The sequence below is a fragment of the Streptococcus infantis genome (assembly GCF_047464155.1).
Taxonomy (GTDB): domain Bacteria; phylum Bacillota; class Bacilli; order Lactobacillales; family Streptococcaceae; genus Streptococcus; species Streptococcus infantis_U.
Genome location: NZ_JASHCL010000003.1, coordinates 281,051 through 305,304 on the forward strand (window position 1 = coordinate 281,051; position 24,254 = coordinate 305,304).

30 protein-coding genes are annotated in these 24,254 nt (G+C 40.7%); 25 read left to right on the plus strand and 5 right to left on the minus strand.

Features of this window, described 5'->3' with window-relative positions; all coding sequences use genetic code 11:
• Positions 1-4 precede the first annotated feature (4 nt).
• The gene (locus QM810_RS07630) at positions 5-781 is read right to left on the minus strand and encodes an aminoglycoside 3'-phosphotransferase (RefSeq protein WP_414254422.1); all 777 of its coding nucleotides are present in this window, start codon (positions 779-781) and stop codon (positions 5-7) included.
• 55 nt (positions 782-836) lie between these two features.
• Between QM810_RS07630 and rlmD the strand changes: the two genes are divergently transcribed.
• From rlmD to whiA, 13 genes are all read left to right on the plus strand, one after another.
• On the plus strand, positions 837-2,204 hold the full coding sequence (gene rlmD / locus QM810_RS07635) for a 23S rRNA (uracil(1939)-C(5))-methyltransferase RlmD (RefSeq protein WP_414254423.1): 1,368 nt from the start codon (positions 837-839) through the stop codon (positions 2,202-2,204).
• A 117-nt stretch (positions 2,205-2,321) separates the two neighbouring features.
• The gene (gene tpiA / locus QM810_RS07640; protein ID WP_000087902.1) at positions 2,322-3,080 is read left to right on the plus strand and encodes a triose-phosphate isomerase; all 759 of its coding nucleotides are present in this window, start codon (positions 2,322-2,324) and stop codon (positions 3,078-3,080) included.
• 124 nt (positions 3,081-3,204) lie between these two features.
• Complete coding sequence (locus QM810_RS07645; RefSeq protein WP_414254424.1) at positions 3,205-4,941, plus strand: ABC transporter ATP-binding protein; 1,737 nt, start codon at positions 3,205-3,207, stop codon at positions 4,939-4,941.
• Between the two features lie 10 nt (positions 4,942-4,951).
• The gene (locus QM810_RS07650) at positions 4,952-6,733 is read left to right on the plus strand and encodes an ABC transporter ATP-binding protein (RefSeq protein ID WP_414254425.1); all 1,782 of its coding nucleotides are present in this window, start codon (positions 4,952-4,954) and stop codon (positions 6,731-6,733) included.
• A gap of 148 nt (positions 6,734-6,881) precedes the next feature.
• The gene (locus tag QM810_RS07655; protein ID WP_414254426.1) at positions 6,882-7,400 is read left to right on the plus strand and encodes a Dps family protein; all 519 of its coding nucleotides are present in this window, start codon (positions 6,882-6,884) and stop codon (positions 7,398-7,400) included.
• Positions 7,401-7,527: 127 nt separating this feature from the next.
• Positions 7,528-8,034: a dihydrofolate reductase gene (locus QM810_RS07660; RefSeq protein ID WP_414254427.1), complete on the plus strand. Its 507-nt coding sequence runs from the start codon at positions 7,528-7,530 to the stop codon at positions 8,032-8,034.
• Positions 8,034-8,204 (plus strand): hypothetical protein, encoded by a 171-nt coding sequence (locus tag QM810_RS07665; RefSeq protein ID WP_000442255.1) that lies wholly within the window; start codon positions 8,034-8,036, stop codon positions 8,202-8,204. Before QM810_RS07660 ends, QM810_RS07665 begins: the two co-directional genes overlap by 1 nt.
• Positions 8,205-8,235: 31 nt before the next feature.
• The gene (gene clpX / locus QM810_RS07670; RefSeq protein WP_006145154.1) at positions 8,236-9,468 is read left to right on the plus strand and encodes an ATP-dependent Clp protease ATP-binding subunit ClpX; all 1,233 of its coding nucleotides are present in this window, start codon (positions 8,236-8,238) and stop codon (positions 9,466-9,468) included.
• Between the two features lie 8 nt (positions 9,469-9,476).
• On the plus strand, positions 9,477-10,064 hold the full coding sequence (gene yihA, locus QM810_RS07675; RefSeq protein ID WP_178895325.1) for a ribosome biogenesis GTP-binding protein YihA/YsxC: 588 nt from the start codon (positions 9,477-9,479) through the stop codon (positions 10,062-10,064).
• A 9-nt stretch (positions 10,065-10,073) separates the two neighbouring features.
• Positions 10,074-10,454 (plus strand): RidA family protein, encoded by a 381-nt coding sequence (locus tag QM810_RS07680; protein ID WP_001140424.1) that lies wholly within the window; start codon positions 10,074-10,076, stop codon positions 10,452-10,454.
• Positions 10,455-10,505: 51 nt separating this feature from the next.
• On the plus strand, positions 10,506-11,396 hold the full coding sequence (rapZ, locus tag QM810_RS07685; protein WP_414254428.1) for an RNase adapter RapZ: 891 nt from the start codon (positions 10,506-10,508) through the stop codon (positions 11,394-11,396).
• Positions 11,393-12,370 carry a YvcK family protein gene (locus tag QM810_RS07690; RefSeq protein WP_414254429.1) on the plus strand — a complete coding sequence of 326 codons (978 nt, stop codon included), beginning with the start codon at positions 11,393-11,395 and terminating at the stop codon, positions 12,368-12,370. Before rapZ ends, QM810_RS07690 begins: the two co-directional genes overlap by 4 nt.
• Positions 12,367-13,278, plus strand: a complete 912-nt coding sequence (whiA, locus tag QM810_RS07695; protein WP_414254430.1) for a DNA-binding protein WhiA — start codon at positions 12,367-12,369, stop codon at positions 13,276-13,278. Before QM810_RS07690 ends, whiA begins: the two co-directional genes overlap by 4 nt.
• A gap of 87 nt (positions 13,279-13,365) precedes the next feature.
• Here the strand turns inward: whiA and QM810_RS07700 are convergent, their stop codons facing one another.
• From QM810_RS07700 to QM810_RS07710, 3 genes are all read right to left on the minus strand, one after another.
• The gene (locus tag QM810_RS07700; RefSeq protein ID WP_414254431.1) at positions 13,366-14,493 is read right to left on the minus strand and encodes a tyrosine-type recombinase/integrase; all 1,128 of its coding nucleotides are present in this window, start codon (positions 14,491-14,493) and stop codon (positions 13,366-13,368) included.
• A 124-nt stretch (positions 14,494-14,617) separates the two neighbouring features.
• Positions 14,618-15,277: a zinc ribbon domain-containing protein gene (locus QM810_RS07705; RefSeq protein WP_414254432.1), complete on the minus strand. Its 660-nt coding sequence runs from the start codon at positions 15,275-15,277 to the stop codon at positions 14,618-14,620.
• A 44-nt stretch (positions 15,278-15,321) separates the two neighbouring features.
• Positions 15,322-16,059, minus strand: coding sequence for a S24 family peptidase (locus QM810_RS07710; protein WP_414254433.1), 738 nt, complete (start codon positions 16,057-16,059; stop codon positions 15,322-15,324).
• A gap of 180 nt (positions 16,060-16,239) precedes the next feature.
• Here QM810_RS07710 and QM810_RS07715 point away from each other — a divergent pair, with 180 nt between their 5' ends.
• On the plus strand, positions 16,240-16,491 hold the full coding sequence (locus tag QM810_RS07715) for a helix-turn-helix domain-containing protein (protein ID WP_414254434.1): 252 nt from the start codon (positions 16,240-16,242) through the stop codon (positions 16,489-16,491).
• A 78-nt stretch (positions 16,492-16,569) separates the two neighbouring features.
• Here the strand turns inward: QM810_RS07715 and QM810_RS07720 are convergent, their stop codons facing one another.
• Positions 16,570-17,259 (minus strand): hypothetical protein, encoded by a 690-nt coding sequence (locus QM810_RS07720; RefSeq protein WP_414254435.1) that lies wholly within the window; start codon positions 17,257-17,259, stop codon positions 16,570-16,572.
• A gap of 55 nt (positions 17,260-17,314) precedes the next feature.
• Here QM810_RS07720 and QM810_RS07725 point away from each other — a divergent pair, with 55 nt between their 5' ends.
• From QM810_RS07725 to QM810_RS07775, 11 genes are all read left to right on the plus strand, one after another.
• On the plus strand, positions 17,315-17,461 hold the full coding sequence (locus tag QM810_RS07725) for a hypothetical protein (RefSeq protein ID WP_414254436.1): 147 nt from the start codon (positions 17,315-17,317) through the stop codon (positions 17,459-17,461).
• 70 nt (positions 17,462-17,531) lie between these two features.
• Positions 17,532-17,804, plus strand: a complete 273-nt coding sequence (locus QM810_RS07730) for a hypothetical protein (protein WP_414254437.1) — start codon at positions 17,532-17,534, stop codon at positions 17,802-17,804.
• Positions 17,801-17,974, plus strand: coding sequence for a hypothetical protein (locus QM810_RS07735; RefSeq protein WP_414254438.1), 174 nt, complete (start codon positions 17,801-17,803; stop codon positions 17,972-17,974). The genes QM810_RS07730 and QM810_RS07735 overlap by 4 nt, the downstream gene beginning before the upstream one ends.
• A gap of 3 nt (positions 17,975-17,977) precedes the next feature.
• The gene (locus QM810_RS07740) at positions 17,978-18,256 is read left to right on the plus strand and encodes a hypothetical protein (RefSeq protein WP_414254439.1); all 279 of its coding nucleotides are present in this window, start codon (positions 17,978-17,980) and stop codon (positions 18,254-18,256) included.
• Position 18,257: 1 nt separating this feature from the next.
• The gene (locus tag QM810_RS07745; protein WP_414254440.1) at positions 18,258-18,488 is read left to right on the plus strand and encodes a hypothetical protein; all 231 of its coding nucleotides are present in this window, start codon (positions 18,258-18,260) and stop codon (positions 18,486-18,488) included.
• Entirely contained in the window at positions 18,460-19,218 is a 759-nt protein-coding gene (locus QM810_RS07750) for an HNH endonuclease signature motif containing protein (RefSeq protein ID WP_414254441.1), read from the plus strand. The genes QM810_RS07745 and QM810_RS07750 overlap by 29 nt, the downstream gene beginning before the upstream one ends.
• A 3-nt stretch (positions 19,219-19,221) precedes the next feature.
• Positions 19,222-20,544, plus strand: a complete 1,323-nt coding sequence (locus tag QM810_RS07755; RefSeq protein ID WP_414254442.1) for an AAA family ATPase — start codon at positions 19,222-19,224, stop codon at positions 20,542-20,544.
• 19 nt (positions 20,545-20,563) lie between these two features.
• Positions 20,564-20,905, plus strand: a complete 342-nt coding sequence (locus tag QM810_RS07760; RefSeq protein ID WP_414254443.1) for a hypothetical protein — start codon at positions 20,564-20,566, stop codon at positions 20,903-20,905.
• A 2-nt stretch (positions 20,906-20,907) separates the two neighbouring features.
• On the plus strand, positions 20,908-22,035 hold the full coding sequence (locus QM810_RS07765; protein ID WP_414254444.1) for an ATP-binding protein: 1,128 nt from the start codon (positions 20,908-20,910) through the stop codon (positions 22,033-22,035).
• 64 nt (positions 22,036-22,099) lie between these two features.
• Positions 22,100-22,651 carry a hypothetical protein gene (locus tag QM810_RS07770; RefSeq protein WP_414254445.1) on the plus strand — a complete coding sequence of 184 codons (552 nt, stop codon included), beginning with the start codon at positions 22,100-22,102 and terminating at the stop codon, positions 22,649-22,651.
• A 10-nt stretch (positions 22,652-22,661) separates the two neighbouring features.
• The gene (locus tag QM810_RS07775) at positions 22,662-24,245 is read left to right on the plus strand and encodes a DEAD/DEAH box helicase (protein WP_414254446.1); all 1,584 of its coding nucleotides are present in this window, start codon (positions 22,662-22,664) and stop codon (positions 24,243-24,245) included.
• The last annotated feature ends 9 nt before the right edge of the window (positions 24,246-24,254 follow it).

Genomic DNA, 24,254 nt, shown 5'->3' on the forward strand with positions numbered 1-24,254 from the left:
TCTTTTATCCGAATGCTTCAAAGGCAGCAACGAGTCGAAGTTTAAGTATATTGACCTGTTCTCTCCCGTAATAGTCAAGAAATAGTTCAGCGTATTTAGGGTCCTTTAGGTTATAGTTGAGGGACCAAACTGCCCAAAAGAGATCGATATGTCGGTCACTAAAATCAGCCAAACCAAGGTCAATAAAACAAGAGAAGTGGTCAGCATCTTTTAGAATAAAGTTTGGTAGACAGGCATCACCGTGAATAAAGGCATCTGTTTCTAAAAGGTGCCCTTGTTCTTGGATGAGTTGGAAGGCCTCTTCGCGACTGTTAATCTGGAATTGGGGTAGGAGCGCCTTGGCATAGAACTCCCCTTTTTCATAGTTTTTAATGGCTCTTTCTTTATAGGCTTTTAAATGATTTTCTGATGGAAAATTTTGTGGGTTTAAGTTGTGAAGCTTTTTAAGAGCCTCTGCCATTGTTCGGCAGATTTTTTCTGGCTGGTCTAAAAAAGCGAGAGCATCATGACCAATAGCCTCTTTAGTCAGGAGGTAGTCTTTATCTGTAGATAGATAGTGGATGACTGGAGTTCCTATTCCCTCTTGTTCAAACCAACTTGCAATGCTAGCTTCTCGCTCTAAACTTCCCTTTCGATCTATTTTCAAGTAGTAACCTGAGTCAAGATAGAGGACCCTTGCTCCTGAATGAGAAGAGCTGTCAGAAAGGGTTGCTCCCTCTATATAAGTTCGTAATTGCTCAGGAAAATCCAATGGGGAAAAATGAGATGTCTTTGTATTCATGGTTTTATTGTAACATATTCTTAACCATTGAGAAACTACGTGGTATAATAGACTTATGAGTCTTAAAGTCAAACAAAAAATTCCATTAAAAATCAAGCGCATGGGGATTAACGGGGAAGGTATCGGATTTTACCAGAAAACACTCGTTTTTGTCCCAGGCGCCCTCAAGGGTGAAGATATCTATTGTCAGGTGACTTCTGTCAAGCGTAACTACGTTGAGGCTAAACTGCTTGAGGTCAATAAAAAATCTAAATTTCGAGTAGTTCCAGACTGTACTATTTATAATGAGTGTGGAGGCTGTCAAATTATGCACCTACACTATGACAAGCAGTTGGAATTCAAGACAGATCTTCTCCATCAAGCTCTGAAGAAATTTGCCCCTGCTGGCTATGAAAACTTTGAGATTAGACCAACTATTGGCATGCAGAAACCAAAGTATTATAGGGCTAAACTGCAATTTCAAACACGAAAGTTTAAGGGTCAAGTCAAGGCAGGATTATATGCTCAAAATTCCCATTATTTGGTCGAGTTAAAAGACTGCCTAGTCCAAGACAAGGAAACACAAGCGATTGCCAATCGCATTGCTGAGCTCCTAACCTACCATCAAATTCCGATTACGGATGAACGGAAAATCCTTGGAGTTCGAACCATCATGGTTCGTCGAGCCCGGAAAACTGGGCAAGTTCAGATTATCATTGTGACCAATCGCCAATTGAACCTGACTCAATTTGTGAAAGACCTAGTCAAGGATTATCCTGAAGTAGTGACTGTCGCAGTCAATACCAATACTGCTAAAACTAGTGAGATTTATGGGGACAAGACAGAGATTATTTGGGGGTGGGATAGTATACGCGAGGGTGTTCTAGACTATGAGTTTTCTCTTTCACCAAGAGCTTTTTATCAGCTCAATCCTGAACAGACGGAGATTCTCTACAGTGAAGCCGTTAAAGCTTTAGACGTGACTGAGGATGACCATCTGATTGATGCTTATTGTGGTGTTGGGACCATAGGTTTTGCCTTTGCTAAAAAGGTTAAAAGTTTGAGAGGGATGGATATTATTCCAGAAGCCATTGAGGATGCCAAAGAAAATGCTAAGCGTATGGGGTATACCAATACCCACTATGAAGCAGGAACTGCAGAAGAAATTATCCCTCGTTGGTACAAGGAAGGCTATTGTGCCGATGCTTTGATAGTAGACCCGCCACGTACAGGTTTAGATGATAAGCTCTTGGATACCATTGTCACATACGCTCCTGAAAAGATGGTTTATGTATCCTGTAATGTGTCTACCTTGGCGCGTGATTTAGTCCGTTTGGTTGATGTCTATGACCTACACTATATCCAGTCCGTTGACATGTTTCCACACACGGCTAGAACAGAAGCCGTGGTCAAATTAACGAGGCGTAAGTCAGCTTCCAAATAGAAAGAATAACTGGAAAGTTTTTGAAAAGAAGACTTCTAGTTACAGAGTAAGATTTGCAAGCTCCCTATATTTATGATAAAATAAGTAGAAAATAAAATGAAAAAAGAGGTATGTGAAATGTCACGTAAACCATTTATCGCTGGTAACTGGAAAATGAACAAAAACCCAGAAGAAGCAAAAGCATTCGTTGAAGCTGTAGCATCAAAACTTCCTTCATCAGACCTTGTTGAAGCAGGTATCGCAGCTCCTGCAGTTGACTTGACAACTGTTCTTGCTGCTGCTAAAGGTTCAAACCTTAAAGTTGCTGCTCAAAACTGCTACTTTGAAAATGCAGGTGCTTTCACAGGTGAAACTAGCCCACAAGTTTTGAAAGAAATCGGTACTGACTACGTTGTAATCGGTCACTCAGAACGCCGTGACTACTTCCACGAAACAGATGAAGACATCAACAAAAAAGCAAAAGCAATCTTTGCAAACGGTATGCTTCCAATCATCTGTTGTGGTGAGTCACTTGAAACTTACGAAGCAGGAAAAGCTGCTGAATTCGTAGGTGCTCAAGTTTCAGCTGCTCTTGCAGGATTGACTGCAGAACAAGTAGCTTCATCAGTTATCGCTTATGAGCCAATCTGGGCTATCGGTACTGGTAAATCAGCTTCACAAGACGATGCACAAAAAATGTGTAAAGTTGTTCGTGACGTTGTAGCAGCTGACTTTGGTCAAGAAGTAGCTGATAAAGTACGTGTTCAATACGGTGGTTCAGTTAAACCTGAAAACGTTGCAGAATACATGGCTTGTCCAGACGTTGACGGAGCTCTTGTTGGTGGTGCATCACTTGATCCAGAAAGCTTCTTGGCATTGCTTGATTTTGTAAAATAAGCTTCAAATATCTGAGACAGACAGTTTCCTCCCTCGAGGTTAAGACTGCCTGTCTTCTTTTTGGTAAAATGGCGTGCGAAAGCACGCTCTTTTCTACGTTTCAGAAGAAAAAGAAAGGAGAATCATGCTTTATATTTGGTCTTATCTCAAACGTTATCCCAAGTGGTTAGTTTTAGACTTTCTCGGGGCGATTTTCTTTGTCATTGTCAATCTGGGTCTACCAACTGTTTTGGCTCGCATGATTGACCAGGGAATCAATCAAGGTAATGAAGAAAAACTCTATTTTTGGGCCATCATCATGTTGGTTATTATTGTCTTGGGAACATGTGGGCGGATTGTTCTAGCCTATGCTGCTAGTAAACTGACTACCAATATGGTTAAGGATATGCGAAATGATGTCTATGCTAAGTTGCAAGAGTATTCTCATCACGAATATGAACAGATTGGTGTATCTTCACTGGTTACTCGTATTACCAGTGATGCCTTTGTTCTCATGCAGTTTGCTGAACAAACGCTTAAGTTGGGTGTTATCACACCCATGATGATGTTGTCGAGCATTCTCATGATTTTCTTGACTAGCCCTTCATTAGCTTGGATTGTCGCTTTTTCCGTTCCTTTTCTAGCTGTTGTAGTTTTTTATGTGGCAGTTAAAACGCGTCCCTTATCTGAGAAACAGCAGAAAACACTGGACAAGATTAACCAGTATGTCCGTGAAAATTTGATGGGCTTGCGAGTGATTCGTGCCTTTGCTCGTGAAGATTTCCAAGAAAAACGTTTCGAAGAGAAAAATGCGATCTATGCGGATAATTCAAATCGTTTGTTCAAATTGACTGGTTTGACAGAGCCACTTTTTGTGCAAATCATTATTGCCATGATTGTAGCTATCGTTTGGTTTGCTCTAGATCCTCTCAAGCAAGGAAGTTTGCAGATTGGGGATTTGGTAGCCTTCATCGAGTATAGTTTCCATGCTCTCTTGTCCTTCCTATTCTTGTCAAACCTCTTTACCATGTATCCTAGAACTGCGGTATCCAGTGAGCGTTTGAAGGAAATCATGGATATGCCCATTTCCATTGATCCAAATGAGGATGGAATTCAAGAAACAGAAACACATGGTTACTTAGAATTTGATAATGTGACCTTTGCCTATCCGGGAGAAACAGAGAGCCCTGTTTTGCATAATATTTCCTTTACTGCTAAACCGGGAGAAACCATTGCTTTTATCGGTTCGACTGGGTCAGGTAAATCTACTCTGGTTCAGTTAATTCCTCGTTTTTATGATGTTACACTGGGGAAAATTAAGGTAGATGGTGTTGATGTCCGGGATTACCGTCTCAAATCACTCCGCCAGAAAATTGGATTTATTCCACAAAAAGCCTTGCTCTTTACAGGGACTATCGCAGATAATCTCCGTTACGGAAAAGAGGACGCCAGTCATGAGGACTTGCACCAAGCAGCTGATGTAGCCCAAGCCAAAGACTTTATCGAGAGTCGAGAAGAAGGTTTTGCAACTCATCTGGCTGAAGGGGGAAGCAATCTATCAGGTGGACAAAAGCAACGCTTGTCCATTGCCCGCGCAGTCATCAAGGGTCCAGATATCTATATCTTTGATGATTCCTTCTCAGCCTTGGACTACCGTACAGATGCTATCTTGCGCCGTCGTCTCAAGGAAGTGACTCAAGATGCAACAGTATTGATTGTTGCGCAACGTGTTGGAACCATTATGGATGCTGACCAGATTATCGTCCTTGATAAGGGTGAAATTGTTGGTCATGGCCGTCATGAAGAATTGATGGAAACCAATGACATTTATCGAGAAATTGCTGAGTCGCGGTTGAAAAATGCGTCTCTGACAGAAGAATAGGGGGTAAAGGATGAAACAACAATCTAGTCTAGCTCGTCTATGGAGCTATTTGAAAGCCTACCGTTTTTCCGTTTTCTTTGCAGTTTTCTTGAAAATAGTCAGCGTCATTATGAGTGTTATCGAGCCATTCGTATTGGGGCTTGCTATCACTGAGTTAACCAGTAACCTCCTTGCCATGGCAAATGGTGTTGCAGGAGCAGGCATTAATACTAGCTATATTGCAGTAATTCTAGTGATTTATCTCTTGCGTGGTCTTCTCTATGAGTTGGGGTCATATTATTCAAACTACTTTATGACCAATGCGGTTCAGTCCATGATACAGGATTTGCGAAATGAAATGAGCGAAAAAATCAACCGCATCCCTGTGTCCTACTTTGATAAGCACCAGTTTGGAGATTTGTTAGGCCGTTTTACCAGTGACGTTGAAACTGTTTCAAATGCCCTTCAACAATCTTTCTTACAGATAGTCAATGCAGTCTTTACCATTCTTTTTGTTATGGGAATGGTCCTCTATCTAAATATTCAGTTGGCTATCATTGTTATCTTGTCAATTCCGATAACTTATTTTGGGGCTAAAACAATTCTGAATCGTTCACAACCATACTTTAAACAGCAGGCAGCCATTCTAGGAAGTATGAATGGATTTGTACAGGAAAACTTGACAGGTTTCAATGTTCTTAAACTTTTCGGACGCGAAGAAAACTCTCAAGAGAGATTTGAAAAGATTACGGATGAATTGCAACAAGTCGGATTTAAGGCGAGCTTTATTTCAGGATTGATGATGCCTGCCCTTCACATCGTATCTGATTTAACCTACCTGATTGTTGCAGTATTGGGTGGATTGCAGGTTATTGCAGGGCGCTTGACGATTGGTAATATGCAAGCTTTCGTTCAGTATGTGTGGCAAGTTAGCCAGCCGATCCAAAACATTACTCAATTAGCAGGGCAAATGCAAAGTGCTAAGTCTTCGCTTGACCGTGTCTTTGAAGTTTTAGATGAACAGGAAGAAGTCCAAGTTGCGGAAGTGAAAGAGTTGGCGCCGTTGACAGGTCAAGTTAGTTTCAAAAACGTCGATTTCCAATATGTGGAAAACAAACCATTAATTCGCAATTTTAACCTAGATGTTGAACCTGGAGAGATGGTAGCTATCGTTGGCCCTACTGGGGCAGGGAAAACAACCTTGATCAACCTTCTCATGCGTTTTTACGATGTAACAGCTAGTGCCATTTTAGTGGATGGACAAGATATTCGAGACTTGTCTCGTCAGGACTACCGTCGTCAGTTTGGGATGGTCCTACAGGATGCCTGGCTCTATGAAGGCAGTATCAAGGAAAATCTTCGCTTTGGAAATTTGGATGCAACAGATGAAGAAATCGTTGAGGCTGCTAAGGCGGCCAATGTTGACCACTTTATCCGCACCCTTCCTGGTGGCTATAACATGGAAATGAACCAAGAGTCAAGTAATATTTCTCTTGGTCAGAAACAGCTTTTAACCATTGCGCGTGCCCTCTTAGCCAATCCAAAAATTCTAATCCTTGATGAAGCGACATCATCAGTTGACACCCGTTTAGAACTCTTGATTCAAAAAGCTATGAAGCGTTTGATGAAGGGAAGAACAAGCTTTGTCATTGCTCACCGTCTTTCGACAATTCAGGAAGCAGATAAGATTTTGGTACTTAAAGATGGACAGATAATCGAACAGGGAAATCATGAAAGTCTTTTGGCTGCAAAAGGATTCTATTATGACCTTTATCAAAGCCAATTCTCTCGGAAAGATACTGAAAATAACTAAAAAGATATCTGCTCATTTTCTTAAATTATCAGTCTATTGCAACTTTTTTAATATGGGTTAATTTTCTTGCTTTTGTCTACTAGGTGTAGTATACTGAGATAGTAATCAATAAATATGGTTGCAAAAATAATATTATGAGGTGAGAAAAATGGTAGAATTGAAAAAAGATGCATTAAAAGACGTAACAACATTATCTAAGACAGCTCCTGAAACGCTAGTAAAAACGAAAGAAGTCTTGAATCAAGCCGTAGCAGACTTGTATGTAGCGCATATCGCTCTTCATCAAGTACACTGGTACATGCGTGGACGTGGTTTTATGGTATGGCATCCTAAGATGGATGAATATATGGATAGTCTAGATGCTTACCTTGATGAAATCAGCGAACGTTTGATTACACTTGGTGGCAAACCATACTCTACTTTGACAGAATTCCTTCAACACAGTGAAATCGAAGAAGGAGTTGGAGAATTCCGTAACGTAGAAGAAAGTTTGGAACGTGTCCTTGACATTTATCGTTACCTTATCACTCTTTTCCAAAAAGCATTGGATGTAACAGATGAAGAAGGCGATGATGTAACCAATGATATCTTCGTTGGTGCTAAGGCTGACCTTGAAAAAACAGTCTGGATGCTTGCGGCAGAATTAGGACAAGCACCTGGTTTGTAAGATAGTCTATTTTTCTAAAAATCCGTAGAAGTTTTCTACGGATTTTTTCTATTCAGGAGGGCATTCCAAAACAGTCTTTTTTGAAGATTTTTGATAAAATAGAACTATCAATGAAAAGGATGAAAGCATGACAAAGAAAATCGTAGCCATTTGGGCACAAGATGAAAAGGGTGTAATCGGAAAAGATGACCGTCTTCCTTGGCATTTGCCAGCAGAGTTAAAACATTTTAAAGAAACAACCTTGAATCATGCCATCTTAATGGGACGTGTTACCTTTGATGGAATGGGACGACGTTTACTTCCAGGACGTGAAACCCTGATTTTGACGCGTAATCCCGAAGAAACAATCGATGGAGCTCAGGTTTTCCAAAATGTTGAGGATGTTTTAGACTGGTATCATCATCAGGATAAAAATCTATACATCATTGGTGGCAAGCAAATTTTTCAGCTTTTTGAATCCTATCTGGATGAGATCATTGTGACACAAATTCATGCTCAAGTTGAAGGAGATACCTATTTCCCAGAAGAATTTGACTTGACTGTTTTTGAGACCGTTGCAAGCAAATCTTATAGCAAAGATGAGAAAAATGCATTTGATTTTACCATCGAATATAGAAAGAGAAAGGAAGTCTAATGGAGCGTAGTATTTTTGGATTTTTTACAGCTCTTTTGTGTGCTGTCTGTCTTGTAGCTGGAACACACGCTTTTCGTAAAAAGCGCTTTGGACTTGCTACTCTACTTTGGCTAAATGCCTTTACAAACTTGGTGAATAGCATTCATGCTTTTTATATGACCTTATTTTAGATAGAATGAATAATTAGAACGGAAGGGAATCATGCCTACAAATAGGAAAAATGATATGATGGTTTATTGCTCATTTTGTGGCAAAAGCCAAGAAGAAGTTAAAAAAATAATCGCTGGAAACAACGCCTTTATCTGTAATGAATGTGTGGAGTTGGCTCAGGAAATTATTCGTGAGGAGTTAGCAGAGGAAGTATTGGCAGACTTGTCTGAAGTACCAAAACCAATCGAGCTCTTAAACATCTTGAACCACTATGTGATCGGTCAAGATCGTGCTAAACGTGCCTTAGCAGTAGCTGTATATAACCACTACAAACGCATCAATTTCCATGACACTCGTGAAGAGTCAGAAGATGTGGATTTGCAAAAATCAAATATTTTGATGATTGGCCCAACTGGTTCAGGGAAGACTTTCCTTGCTCAAACACTTGCTAGAAGTTTGAATGTACCTTTTGCCATTGCAGATGCAACAGCTCTTACTGAGGCTGGTTATGTTGGTGAGGACGTGGAAAATATTCTCCTCAAACTCTTGCAGGCAGCTGACTTTAACATCGAACGTGCAGAACGTGGAATAATCTATGTAGATGAGATTGACAAAATTGCCAAGAAGAGCGAGAACGTGTCTATCACACGTGATGTTTCTGGTGAAGGGGTACAACAAGCCCTCCTCAAAATTATCGAAGGAACTGTAGCTAGTGTACCACCACAAGGTGGACGCAAACATCCACAACAAGAAATGATTCAAGTGGACACTAAGAATATCCTCTTTATCGTGGGTGGTGCCTTCGATGGCATCGAAGAGATTGTCAAACAGCGTCTTGGTGAAAAAGTTATCGGCTTTGGACAAAACAACAAGGCCATTGACGAAAACAGCTCTTACATGCAAGAAATCATCGCAGAAGATATTCAAAAATTCGGTATTATTCCTGAGTTGATTGGACGTTTGCCTGTCTTTGCAGCCTTGGAGCAGTTGACAGTAGATGACTTAGTTCGCATTTTGAAAGAACCAAGAAATGCCTTGGTCAAACAATACCAGACCTTGCTTTCATATGACGATGTTGAGCTTGAATTTGACGATGAGGCTCTCCAAGAAATTGCAAACAAAGCCATCGAACGTAAAACTGGTGCGCGTGGTCTTCGCTCAATCATTGAAGAAACCATGCTAGACGTTATGTTTGAGGTTCCAAGTCAAGAAAATGTGAAAACTGTTCGTATCACAAAAGAAGCGGTTGACGGAACGGCTAAGCCGATTCTAGAGACAGCCTAGAGGTGACTATGGAAATCAATACACACAATGCTGAGATTTTGCTGAGTGCAGCCAACAAGTCCCACTATCCGCAGGATGAACTTCCTGAGATTGCTCTTGCAGGGCGCTCAAATGTGGGGAAATCAAGCTTTATCAACACCATGCTCAATCGTAAGAATCTGGCTCGTACTTCTGGAAAACCAGGAAAAACACAACTACTCAATTTCTTTAACATTGATGACAAAATGCGTTTTGTGGATGTGCCTGGCTATGGTTATGCCCGTGTTTCCAAAAAGGAACGCGAAAAATGGGGACGTATGATTGAGGAGTACTTGACCACTCGAGAAAATCTTCGGGCAGTTGTTAGTCTCGTTGACCTTCGCCATGATCCGACGGCAGATGATGTGCAGATGTACGAATTTCTTAAATATTACGAAATTCCTGTCATCATTGTGGCGACTAAGGCAGACAAGATTCCGCGTGGTAAATGGAATAAGCACGAATCAGCTATTAAAAAGAAATTAAACTTTGATCCAAGTGATGATTTTATCCTCTTTTCATCCGTAACAAAAGCAGGAATGGACCAAGCTTGGGATGCTATTTTAGGTAAATTGTGAGGAATACATATGGCAAAAACAATTCATACAGACAAAGCTCCAAAGGCAATCGGACCTTACGTTCAAGGAAAAATCGTTGGCAACCTTTTGTTCGCTAGCGGTCAAGTTCCACTATCTCCTGAAACTGGAGAAATCGTAGGAGAAACAATCCAAGAACAGACTGAACAAGTCTTGAAAAATATTGGAGCTATTTTAGCAGAAGCAGGAACAGATTTTGACCATGTTGTTAAAACAACTTGTTTCTTGAGTGATATGAACGACTTTGTACCTTTTAATGAGGTATACCAAACAGCCTTTAACAAGGAATTTCCAGCTCGTTCAGCTGTGGAAGTAGCTCGTCTTCCTCGCGATGTAAAAGTCGAAATTGAAGTCATCGCAGAGATTGGATAAGCTAGTAGAAGTTTGGTTCTTCCAAACTTCTTTTGATATAAGGAGACTATGATGACAAAGAAACAACTTCACCTGGTGATTGTGACAGGGATGAGTGGTGCAGGGAAAACTGTAGCCATTCAGTCCTTTGAAGATTTAGGATATTTTACCATTGATAATATGCCGCCTGCTCTCTTGCCAAAGTTTTTGCAGTTGGTAGAGACCAAGGATGACGACCACAAGTTAGCCCTAGTGGTGGATATGCGAAGCCGCTCTTTCTTCTCAGAGATTCAAGCTGTCTTGGATGAATTGGAAAATCAAGATGATTTAGACTTTAAAATCCTCTTTTTGGATGCGGCTGATAAGGAATTAGTGGCACGTTATAAGGAAACTAGAAGAAGTCACCCTCTTGCAGCAGATGGTCGTATCTTGGATGGAATCAAGTTGGAACGCGAACTCTTGGCACCTTTGAAAAATATGAGTCAAAACGTGGTAGACACGACAGAGTTAACTCCACGTGAACTCCGCAAGACTATTGCAGAACAATTTTCAGACCAAGAACAAACGCAGTCTTTCCGAATCGAGGTGATGTCTTTCGGGTTTAAATACGGCATTCCAATTGATGCTGATTTGGTATTTGATGTTCGCTTTTTGCCAAACCCTTACTATTTGCCAGAACTTCGTAATCAGACAGGTCAAGACCAGGCAGTTTATGACTATGTTATGAACCATGAGGAATCTGAAGATTTCTACCGTCATTTGTTAGCCTTGGTTGAACCAATCCTACCAGGCTATAAAAAAGAAGGCAAATCAGTCTTAACGATTGCGATTGGTTGTACTGGTGGACAACATAGAAGTGTTGCTTTTGCCAAGCGTTTAGCAAATGACCTATCTAAAAGTTGGCCTGTAAATGAAAGTCATCGTGATAAAGACCGAAGAAAGGAAACGGTAAACCGTTCATGAGAAAACCCAAAATTACGGTGATCGGTGGAGGAACCGGAATCCCTGTTATTTTAAATAGTTTACGGGAAAAGGATGTGGAAATTGCAGCTATTGTAACCGTTGCGGATGATGGCGGTTCTTCAGGCGAATTGCGTAAAAATATTCAACAGTTGACACCTCCGGGGGATTTACGTAATGTCCTTGTGGCCTTGTCAGATATGCCAAAATTCTATGAAAAGGTCTTTCAATACCGTTTTTCAGAGGATGCAGGTGCTTTTGCTGGTCATCCATTAGGAAACATTATCATAGCTGGATTATCTGAAATGCAGGGTTCGACCTATAATGCCATGCAATTGCTTAGTAAATTCTTCCATACTACAGGAAAGATTTATCCCTCTAGTGACCATCCTTTGACGCTCCATGCTGTCTTTAAAGATGGATCAGAAGTTGCTGGGGAAAGTCACATTGCAGATCATACAGGTATGATTGACCATGTCTATGTGACAAACACTCTAGATGATGAAAAACCGCAGGCTAGCCGTCGAGTTGTCAATACCATTCTTGAGAGTGATATGATTGTCTTGGGACCAGGCTCCCTCTTTACTTCGATTTTGCCTAATATCGTCATTGAGGAGATTGGCCAGGCTCTTCTGGAAACCAAGGCTGAAATTGCCTATGTCTGCAACATCATGACTCAACGTGGAGAGACAGAACATTTCTCAGATAGTGATCACGTAGCAGTCTTGCATCGTCATTTGGGCCGTCCATTTATCGATACTGTCCTTGTTAATATCGAAAAGGTTCCGAGGGACTATATGGATACCAACCGTTTTGATGAATATTTGGTGCAGGTTGAGCATGATTTTGAAGGTTTGCGCCAGCAAGTCCCACGTGTCATTTCATCCAACTTTCTACGCTTGGAAAATGGGGGTGCCTTCCACGATGGTGATTTAATCGTAGATGAGCTCATGCGGATCATACAGGTGAGAAAATGAGTTTTACAGTAGCAGTAAAAGAAGAAATTTTAAGTCAGCATCACTTGAGTCGTCATGAATTATCAGCTATTATCAAGATGTCTGGTAGTATTGGCTTATCTAGTTCTGGTTTGACCTTGTCCGTCATTACGGAAAATGCTAAGTTGGCTCGTCATCTCTATGAATCTTTCTTGCACTTTTATGGCATCAAGTCTGAGATTCGTCACCACCAGAGAAGTAATCTTCGAAAAAATCGTGTTTATACCGTGTTTACTGATGAGCGGGTTCAAGAACTTTTAGCAGATTTGCGTTTGGCCGATTCTTTCTTTGGTTTGGAGACTGGGATTGATCCAGATATTTTAGGAGATGAGGAAGCTGGACGTGCTTATCTTTGTGGAGCCTTTTTGGCAAATGGGAGTATTCGGGATCCTGAGTCAGGCAAGTATCAGTTAGAAATAAGTTCCGTCTATGTGGACCATGCCCAAGGGATTGCTTCGCTCTTGCAGCAGTTCTTGTTAGATGCCAAGGTTATCGAACGAAAAAAGGGGGCAGTGACCTATCTTCAGCGAGCAGAGGATATTATGGATTTCCTAATTTTAGTGGGAGCCATGGAGGCACGAGATACTTTTGAAGGTGTCAAGATTCTTCGAGAAACTCGGAATGATCTCAATCGTGCTAATAATGCGGAGACAGCAAATATCGCTCGTACGGTTTCAGCGAGTATGAAAATCATCAATAATATCAGTAAAATCATGGATACTGTTGGTCTAGATAGCTTGCCAGTAGATTTGCAGGAAGTAGCGCATTTACGTATCCAACATCCGGACTACTCTATCCAGCAATTGGCAGACAGTTTGACAAATCCACTCACCAAAAGCGGTGTCAATCATAGATTGCGAAAGATAAATAAAATTGCTGATGAATTATAATAATATAAAACAACCCCCTTGAATTGTCAATATTTTCAAGGGGTTTGTTTTTGTTTTAATTTTAAAAGGGGCAACCGAGGGGCAGAATTAAAAAATACTATCTAATTTATCGACCAACTTATCCTCCATGTCTTGGGTTGTGTGAGAATAAATTTCTAAGGTCATCTTAGCGTTTGAGTGGCCAACTCGGTCCATGATCGATTTAATGGGAAGTCCTGATTCTGCTAAAAATGAAATATGGGAGTGTCTGAAAATATGGCTGGTTAGATTTTTGTCTATTCCAGCTTCTTTGCCATATTTTTTTAATATCTGTATAAAGCAAGATATTGTTGTAGGTTGATTCCATCTTTCAAAGCAGAAGATATAATCATCGTTTGACAAAGGCTGGAAACGTTCGCTAAGACGTGCTATTTGTCTCTGAATTGCTTCCATAACAGTCTTAGAAGCTTTGATTGTCCGTATTGAATTTGTAGTCTTTGGAAGTGTTTTGATTTTGTTTACTGAGTCAAAATTACCTGTGATTTCAATTTTGTTATTTTGAAAATCTATATTCTTCAACTGCAAGGCAGTTAACTCTCCATATCGCATGCCTGTCAAAGACAGAACAAGCACCATATCTGCATACTTCTGGTGGTATTCTCGACCATTTAGAACGTTCACTAAGGCTTTTATTTCATCCATGGTAAGGAAATTATTACGCTTTTTTTCTAGTTCTTCCAAAGTCTTTGGCCTTTGAGGAATTGTAGTATAATCCACTTCGTTATTCTCGATATAAGAATATTGAACAGCGTACTTGAAGATACCTCTGAGTCGGTGTCTGACTTTTTTAGCAGCGATATGTCCATTGGTTTCAATCACTTTTTCGATAGCTTCCTGGAGAAAACGTCTGTCTAAATTGGCCAATAAAGTGTCAGATGGTATGACTTCCTTCATCTTCTTATCAATTGACTTGCAATTGTGTTTCGTTGACTCTTTGACTGTTTGTGACCAGGATTTATAGAATAATTTATAAATCTCTTCAAAGGTAATACTCTCTACTTGTTTTTTATTTAGCTTTTGTTTTATCTTTTCTTGCAGAAGTAATGCTGCTTGATTTCGTGCCTGGGGAGTTTTCTTTTCCATCGTGACTGATACTTTTTTTAATTTCTCAGTATATGGATCCTTATACCGTTCAAAAAATTTATATTTGCCGGTTGGTAATTCTTCTATCCACATTTGCTTTTCACCTCATTTCTTGGTAAAATAGACATAGAAAAGAGGGCTTTTTAATGCCTATCTTTCTATACATCTTGCCTCGCGCTCAGAGTCGCCAAACTTTGTGAGCGTGGGGCTTTTTTGTTTACGAATTATGAACGATAACGTCCAAAGCTCCCATGATTCGTTGTGCGTTTTCGACTGCTTCCTTGTATTCTTTCGAAGTGTTTTTTACTGGCTTTCTAATCAAGTCGATAAATATGACCGGTTTATTGAAGTCGTTTGAGGTCACACGGACGGTCATGTTTAGAATTTTAGAGGTTGATTTTCGTTTGGACACGATACCACCTGCAACTGCTCCAATAGGTCCAAACATAGCGCCTGCAACCAAAGCTTGACCAACACCACCCGAAACAACAGTCTGATTATTTACAATCAATTCATACGATACTAAATCCTCGAATGAATACCAATCAGTGTCATTTTTATCTTTTTTAATTAAAGATGGTATCAAAGACAAACCGCCTGTTCCCATTGCAAGGCCGACTTTTACGGCTCCTGCGACCATTCCAGACGAACCTTTTGCTTTGCGAGCTCCATGAATACGATAGGTACGATTATATCTATCAATCTCAAGTGGCCCGACTTTGTCCGTTTTTCTACTTCGTGGGGCAAGAGATGGAGAAGCTGGCTTATCGACTGGCTGAGGTTGTTCAGTCGGGCCTTGGTTAGAGATGGAATAACCGCAATTCGGACAAAATTTATAACCCTCTACTGGGTTGCCACATTCAGGACAGAATTTCATATTTACCTCCAAATATTTTTTTAATGATGTTTTGGACTCTTTATCTAAACCTTATAAATGTCGACGACCTCTCCGATTGTTCGGATATCATCATTCTCTGACAAGTGGATTTCCTCATATCCACTATTTAAACTTTGCAAGTACCAGGATCCATCATAATCTCTTTTAAGTTTCTTGACAAAATTCTTGCCATTTATTTGAAAGATACCGATTGAGTTGATATCCACTTGACTGGTAACTTTTATGAACAATAGATCATTATCTTCGATGAGCGGTTCCATGCTATCGCCTGCCACTTTAGCGATTGTGTCATAGCTTTCTGGCACATCTTCAGCTCTGAGTCTAACTTCCATGTGAAGATTATCTTCCTGGAACGTTCCATGACCTGCTGCAACCAATCCCTCTACATAGTCTATAATGTAGTCATCGGTTCTATACTTTTCTAAGACAGTGATTGCTTTCATGCTGACTTGCTCGTTTAATAGAGCAGTAGCATAGTCGACTACATTTGCTTGTCTATCTTCGTCTAGTTGGTTGAAGATGGTTAGAATTTCAGGTTCAATGTTATTTACTTTTTGAATACCTAGCAAATATTCAGGTGTCATTCCTAAAGCCTTAGCGAAGTCGTCTGTCTTATTAAGAGGGAATTCCCTTGTCCGATTGAAATATCTAGACATTGTAGATTTAGCAATTCCTACCTGCCTAGCTAATTCGCTCATCGACATTCCTTTTTCATCTATTCTGTCCTGGATAAGATTAATTATTTCATTGTTACTCCTCATTTTTTTCGCCCCCCTTTTTCTATAGTTATATTATATCATCGTTCCCAAAAATAAACAACAGAAACACTATAAAAAATTTTTTCAATATTTTTTTAAAAAAAGGGTTGACACTTTGGAACGGAAGTAGTAAAATGAATTTGTTCCAATACGGGAACGATGAAAATAGAAAGGAGGTACGCTATGGAGATCAATTTAAAACGATTGAAAGCTGAGAGAATTGCCAGTGGCATGACTCAGGATGAAGTAGCAGATAAAATGGGATGGAATACACGCACCCCATATGCCAAACGTGAGAACGGGATTGTTTCTATTGGTGCAGATGAGTTAGCAAAACTAACCTTGATTTTTGGTCTGCCAATGGAAAAAATCACAATTTTTTTTGAAGATAACGTTCCCGAAGTGGAACAGAACAACAAAAAGGAGGGCGTATGAACGAATTAGAAAGAACAGCCCTCAATGAAATATTGAGGACTGTGACATATATTGCTGAGAAAGTGGATGAGATTGACTCTAAGGTTTCTTTGAACGATTCACAAGCTCTTGAGCATCAAGGAAATTGAGTTTCATTTCCATGTAGTGAATAACTCCGTGCAAGTAGTTCTTTAGGTCTTTAAAATCTTTATCAGGATTATTTCTATAGTAATGACCTTCATCATTACCGATATAAGCAGATGCTAGTGCAAATGTTTTAAGATCTTCATCCTTGATATATTTTTCAATAACTTGCTTTAATGACATTTTAGTGATTTTTTCTTCATCATCAGGATTCGTAACAATAGAGAAATCTTTAACAAAAAACTCAAGTGCCTTTCGATATCCGATGCCTGCAATGTGGTCTAGTTGTTCATGTTCAGCTTTCAGTGCTTGAACATAGATTTGCTTACCAATTGGAGAAACTATCTCTACATCGTCAGATATAGGTATATCGCTCGGAAGACTAGGAATTACTTTTATATGTTCGATTTCGAATTCTTCGGTGTAGTTATTGATTAAATATCTTGTAGCTATAAACTCCTCTGTCCAGAAGTGCTTACAACCTAAACATCTAAATGTTAATACTAAACTTGTTTTATCTTCTCCAAGATAAAAATAAGAAGAGTTCACAAGATCTGGATTGGTTGGCTTTTTACAATTCGGGCAGCTGTCTTCAACGTTTACAGGCCTAGAAACAGAAGAGTTTATTTTTGCTTGAAATATCATAAGTTTTCTCCAATCATTTTATTTTGATTATACCACATTTGAAAGGTAGTTAGAATTGGAAGATAAAATTATTGAACTTGCTGATTACTTCATCAGCGAAAACACAACATACAGAGAAGCTAAAATAGCGTGTGAGAAGCTATTAAAACAAGTTAGCCATGAGATAGAACTCAGGGCTATGGAAAGTAAGATTCCTAAATAAAAAAGTACCTGACGAGAAGTCGGGCACTTACTAAAATTTTCAATTTAATTATATCACGAAAGGAGCGAATATGGAAGCAATTGAAGTTGTGAGAATAAAAGATGTGATCATCGAAAAGGTTTCGGCCAACGATGAAGAATTAGAACACATCTTTGGATGCACAAAGCGACAAGCAGGAGACATGAGACGAGAGATGAAGAAACTACCTAGCCAACAGAATCATCTCAGAAACGATGGCCAACTTGTCACAATTAAAGGGTTTGACGCATACCTACAATACAGAGGTAGTCGAGAATGGAAAAAAGAAATGGAAACAAGTAAAAAAATGAGGTCAGTTGGATGAAATTACTAGATAAACTTACAAAATGGTTTTTCAACACAACCAAAATCGAAATCAATACTGATTGGCGATTGGTTGCGTTGGACTTAAACCGTGAATTGATTGAAGCACAAGAAGAAAACCAAATACTTTATCAGCGTATCGCTGACTTGGAAAAACTTTTAGAGGTATAGAGAATGACAGAACCGACTTTGGCAAGCCAATTTCTTGGACTTGCAACAACCATGACTTGCTTGTTTGTTACTTTATTATTGATCGCAAATAATGAACAGAAAGCGCGACGAAAAAAAGAACAACAAGAAGAACATGACAGAATGATTATTGAAGTCTACCAGGAAGGTAGAAATCAATTCAACAATATCGCACGTATGAACATTCGCAACTGCGACCGTCAATTCACATATGATACCCAACCGCCTGTTGGTTTATCGAAGAAACAAAAACAAGGAGCATAAAATGGTACGAAATAAATTAACGGATTTAACAAATACGCTCTTTGCTCAATTGGAAACATTGGACGATAGGGATCTTACGTCAGATGAATTGAAGATTGAGCTGCAGCGTTCTAAACAGATGGTCGCTATTTCAGGCCAAATCTTACAAGCAGGACAGCTCGCCCTGGATGCTGAGAAGTTCAAGGATAAGGTAGGTGAAGTCAATGCCCCAATCGCTTTGCTGGAAGGATGAATACACCGAATACATGCATGAGATTTGCCCTGGTCGATTAACTCCAGAAGTAACTAGGCTACTAAATGAGAAATTCGGAACGAACTACACAAAAGCTCAAATAGGCGGTGTTCGTGGACGTCTAGGATTGTTTGTTGGAAATACGGCATTTCGAAATAAATTACTGAATAAGAAGCAGCATGATTATTTTTTAAACAATCAACAAGGCAAGTCGGCCCAGGCAATGGCTGATGAAATGAACGAAAAATTTGGATTGTCGCTAACTAGTAGCCAGATAAGAAGCTATAGAAGAAATAATAATCTTTATAGCGGGTTGACGGGAAGATTTGAGAAAGGTCGAACCCCTCATAATAAGGGCAAGAAATACCCTAATATGCCAAGGAACAGTGGGCAATTTCAAAAAGGTAGCAAGCCGCCGAATTATGTCCCCGTCGGAACAATCAACTATACAACAGATAGCTACCCAAAAGAAAAAATCGGGGAGCCTAATAAATGGGTAATGAAACATCGTAAAGTTTGGGAAGATAATTTTGGGCCAATCCCAGAAGGTCATTCGGTTTGTTTTCTGGACGGAGATAAAACCAACTATGATATCTCTAACCTCATTCTTCTATCGCGAGAGGAACTCATTCGAATGAATCACAACGATTATTTTAGCACGGATCCAGAATTGACCAAGCTAGGAGCAGGTATCACAAAATTAACTAGAAAAATAAAACAACAGGAGTAAAAAATGGTAACAATCAACAAACTGGAAATCGAAAACGTCAAGCGCGTTAAAGCGGTTAAATTAGAACCGTCAGCGACTGGTTTGACAATTGTCGGTGGAAATAACAACCAAGGGAAAACAAGCGTACTAGACGCGATTGCTTGGGCGCTAGGTGGCAATAAGTTTAAACCTAGCCAAGCACAGCGCGAAGGCAGTACAATTCCGCCTAGCTTGAAAATCACGCTATCAAATGGCTTGATTGTGGAGCGCAGCGGTAAGAATAGCACCCTCAAGGTCATCGACCCAAGTGGCAACAAGGCCGGTCAAAACTTGCTGGATAGCTTCGTAGAAGAGTTAGCTATCAATTTACCAAAATTCATGGAGCAGACCAACAAAGAAAAAGCAAAAACTTTACTACAAATCATCGGAGTTGGTCCGCAGTTGGTTGAATTGGAAATGCAGGAAAAGGACAAGTATGACGAACGCCATGCAATTGGTGTGATTGCTGACCAAAAAGAAAAGTTTGCCAAAGAGCAACCATATTACCCCGACGCACCGAAAGAGCTAGTCTCTATCTCTGAACTTATCCAGCAACAACAAGCTATCCTTGCCAAGAATGGCGAGAATGCTCGTAAGCGCCAGAACTTGGTATCTATCCAAAATCAACACGCTTCAGCAACTGCAGAGGTTGAACGATTGGAGCAACTGCTGGCCGATGCCAAAGAAAAAGAAAGTCAGTTGGCTCAAGACTTGGCTATCGCGAATACAGATGCCATGGACCTTATCGATGAATCTACTGAAGAAATCGAAAACAACATCGCAGAGATTGACGAAATCAATCGTAAAGTTCGTGCTAATCTTGACAAAGATAAAGCCGAAGAAGATGCCAAAGGCTATCGCGAGCAATACAAGGAACTTGATAATGTGATTGCAGACATCCGCAAGCAAAAGACGGACTTGCTCACAAATGCAGACTTGCCGTTACCTGGCTTGTCAGTGGATGACGGCGAACTGCTCTACCTCGGCCAACGATGGGATAACATGTCTGGTAGCCAGCAATTACAAGTAGCGACTGCAATCGTGCGTAAATTGAAGCCAGAATGCGGTTTTGTCTTAATTGATAAGCTGGAGCAAATGGATCAGCAGACCTTGCAAGAATTTGGCGCATGGCTTGAACAAGAAGGCTTGCAAGCAATTGCGACTAGAGTATCAACAGGAGATGAATGTAGCATCCTGATTGAAGACGGGTATAGCGTGAAGCCTGTGAAGTTTGAAAGTTCCGCTCAGCAAGGACATCAGCAAGGACACGCTGAAACAGTCGCCCCAACATGGCAAGGTGGATTTTAAAAACTAAAGGAGAACAATCATGAAAAAAACAGAAACTTTTATCGTATTACGTAACAAAAAAACAGGTAACTTTTTATTGAAATACAAAAGCAAAGAACAAACTCTTGCTTATTCAGCAGAATATACAAAAGAATTGAATCATGCTGCTAAAAATGAAGTTGAAGCGACAAAAATACAAATTGAAGATTTTACAAAACTAGCGAATGCATTAAATTGTGAATTGCTCGAAGTGACTGCAACGTATGAACTCAAAACACTTGACGGTGAAGAACCAGAAGAATTGATTGAAGGAACTGAAGCATCGAATGAAGAAGAATTTAAAAGATTCTTAAAAATGTTAGAAACTGGGATGGAGGACTGAACATGCAAATCACTAGAGGAAAACGGGCTCGAGCTCAAAAGGTAGTTATCTACGGGCCAGAAGGAATTGGAAAATCTAGCTTTGCGAGTCAGTTCCCAGATCCCGTCTTTATCGACACGGAAGGCTCAACAGATAACATGGATGTGGCACGACTTGACAAGCCGACAAGCTGGACCATGTTAGTCAATGAGATTGCTTTTATCAAGGCAAACCCAACAGAATGCAAAACACTCGTTGTTGATACGGTTGACTGGGCAGAACAATTGGCAGTAGCTCACGTATGCTCGCAACATGGAAAACAAGGGATTGAAGATTTCGGATGGGGCAAGGGGTATACCTATGTCCAGGAAGAAATAGGGCGTTTCTTAAATGCCTTATCTGATCTAGTTGATATGGGTATCAATGTAGTATTGACTGCACACGCTCAAATCAAGAAGTTTGAACAGCCAGACGAGATGGGTTCTTATGACCGATACGAATTGAAACTTGGCCAAAAGACAGGTTCTAAAACGGCACCACTTGTCAAAGAATGGGCAGACATGGTTCTGTTTGCAAACTACAAAACTTTAGTCATGACGACTGACAACGGTAAAAAGAAAGCCCAGGGCGGTGAACGTGTGATGTATACCAATCATCGACCGGCTTGGGATGCCAAAAATCGTCACGGATTACCAGATGAAATGCCGTTCAACTATGCTGGAATCGCTCATATCTTTGCCGGCCAACAAGTACAAGCGCCACAACCACAAGTTGAGCAACTTCAGACAGTTGCTCCGGAACCTCAGCAAACTACACCACAAGCCCCAGAGCCAATCCAAGAGGAATTGCCTCTCGATATGTCTACGGTTGGTGAAGTGCCTCAAAATGAAGCTCCTGTTGAACAACAAGTGGTTACTGCGCAATATCATGCAAGCTTACCAAAGAGTTTGACTGACCTCATGTCTCAAAATAATGTGACAGAAGAAGAGCTTCAAAAAGTCGCATACATCCGTGGACATTTCCCGCTAGGAACTCCGATTGAAAACTTCCCGCCTGATTATTGGGATATGATTGTAGCACACTGGCAAGCTACTATTGAAGTTATTCAAAATCAGGTTCGAGCAGATCCCGAATTACCCTTTACCATGTAAGTTTTGGGAATTAGAAATTATAGCAAAATACAATAAAAATTTTAGAAATTAGAGGAAAAACAACATGACACAACAACAATTTAACAACTTTGACCGCGAATACGACTGGAACGACACTATCCAAAAAGACGCCGAATTCACATTGCTGCCTGAAGGTCTATACACTTTCACAGTTAAGAGCTACGAGCGTGGACGTCACACACCAAATCCACAGAACCCTGGTAAATTGCCAGCATGTAATAAAGCAACCGTCCACATCCAAATCGTAGCAAATGAAGGCGAAACAGAACTCAAGCATAACTTATTCTTGCATAGCTCAACAGAAGGTATGTTGTCAGCGTTCTTTGGTGCTATTGGCCAAAAACGTAAAGGTGAACCATTGCGTATGGATTGGAATGCAATTGTAGGAAGAACCGGCGTATGTAAAGTAGGAGTTCGTGAGTACAACGGCAACAAGTACAACGAAGTCAAGGGTATGATCTATGCTGAAGATGTGGACTATACAAAAGTGCTAAATCAACAGCCAGGACAAACTACACAAGCAAGCTACCAACAACCGCAGCAGAATTTTGGGCAACCACAGGGACAAGCTGGATATCAAGCTGGTCAATTTTAGGAGGTAAGGGATGCAATTAAGACCTTATCAACAGGAAGCACGGGAAGCTGTTCAAGCTGAATGGGCTAAAGGTCGCAAGCGCACGCTCTTAGTATTACCAACAGGATGTGGAAAGACAATCGTTTTTTCCAAAATCATTGAAGACCAAGTGAAAGAGGGCAAGCGTGTGCTTGTCCTTGCTCATAGGTCAGAACTTTTGGAACAAGCTAGCGACAAGCTCAAGACTGCGACAGGGCTTGGAACAGCCTTAGAAAAAGCCGAGAGCACCTCTATCGGTTCATGGTATCGAGTAGTCGTCGGATCAGTCCAGACCATGCAGAGAGAGAAACGACTTAGTCAATTCCCTCCCGATTGGTTCGATACGATTGTAGTCGACGAAGCCCATCACGCTATTTCAGATGGATATCAGCGTGTTCTTGGATATTTCGAACAATCGAACGTCTTGGGAGTGACTGCAACGCCTGACCGTGGAGATATGAAGAATCTTGGCTCTTACTTCGATAGCTTAGCTTATGAGTATTCACTAGTCCAGGCTATCCAAGAAGGGTACCTATCAAAAATCAAAGCTTTGACAATTCCGCTCAGCTTGGACTTATCAAATGTCAGCATGTCAGCGGGTGATTTCAAGGCGAGTGATGTCGGGACGGCATTGGATCCATACCTGGAACAGATAGCAGACGAAATGGTCAAACAATGTTCAGACCGCAAGACAGTCGTGTTCTTACCTTTGGTAAAGACCTCGCAGAAGTTTCGCGACATCCTAAATGCAAAAGGTTTTCGTGCTGCTGAAGTCAACGGAGAGTCCAAGGATCGTGCAGAGATTCTGGAAGATTTTGAGAAAGACCGCTACAACGTGCTTTGCAATTCGATGTTATTGACGGAAGGTTGGGACTGCCCGTCAGTAGATTGCGTGGTCGTGTTAAGGCCTACTAAGGTACGTGCCTTGTATAGCCAGATGGTAGGGCGTGGTACTCGATTGCATCCAGGGAAAGAAGAACTGCTTTTGCTAGACTTCCTCTGGCACACTGAACGCCACGAACTATGCCGGCCGGCTCACTTGATTTGTGAAACTCCAGAAGTCGCTCAGAAAATGGTTGAGAACATGGGAGAGCAAACTGGTGTCATGCTTGACCTTGAAGATATGGAAGTCAAGGCAACCGAGGACGTCGTCGCACAGCGTGAAGAGGCTTTGGCAAAACAGCTGGAAGAAATGCGCAAGCGTAAACGCAAGCTAGTAGATCCATTGCAATTTGAAATGTCTATCCATGCTGAAGACTTATCGAACTATGTGCCTAACTTTGGATGGGAGATGGCGCCTGCTAGTGATAAGCAAATTAAAGCGCTTGAGAAGTACGGCATACTTCCTGATGAAATCGGCAACGCTGGAAAGGCTGCTTTATATTTAGACAGATTGCACAAGCGACAAGCAGAAGGTTTGACCACACCAAAGCAGATTCGATTCTTGGAAGGTCGTGGCTTCAAAGATGTGGGCATGTGGCAATTTGACCACGCTAGAAACATGATTGATCGTATCGCTGCTAATGGATGGAGATTGCCTACAGGCGTGCGACCGTCTGAATATGTGCCAAATTAAAGAAGGAGA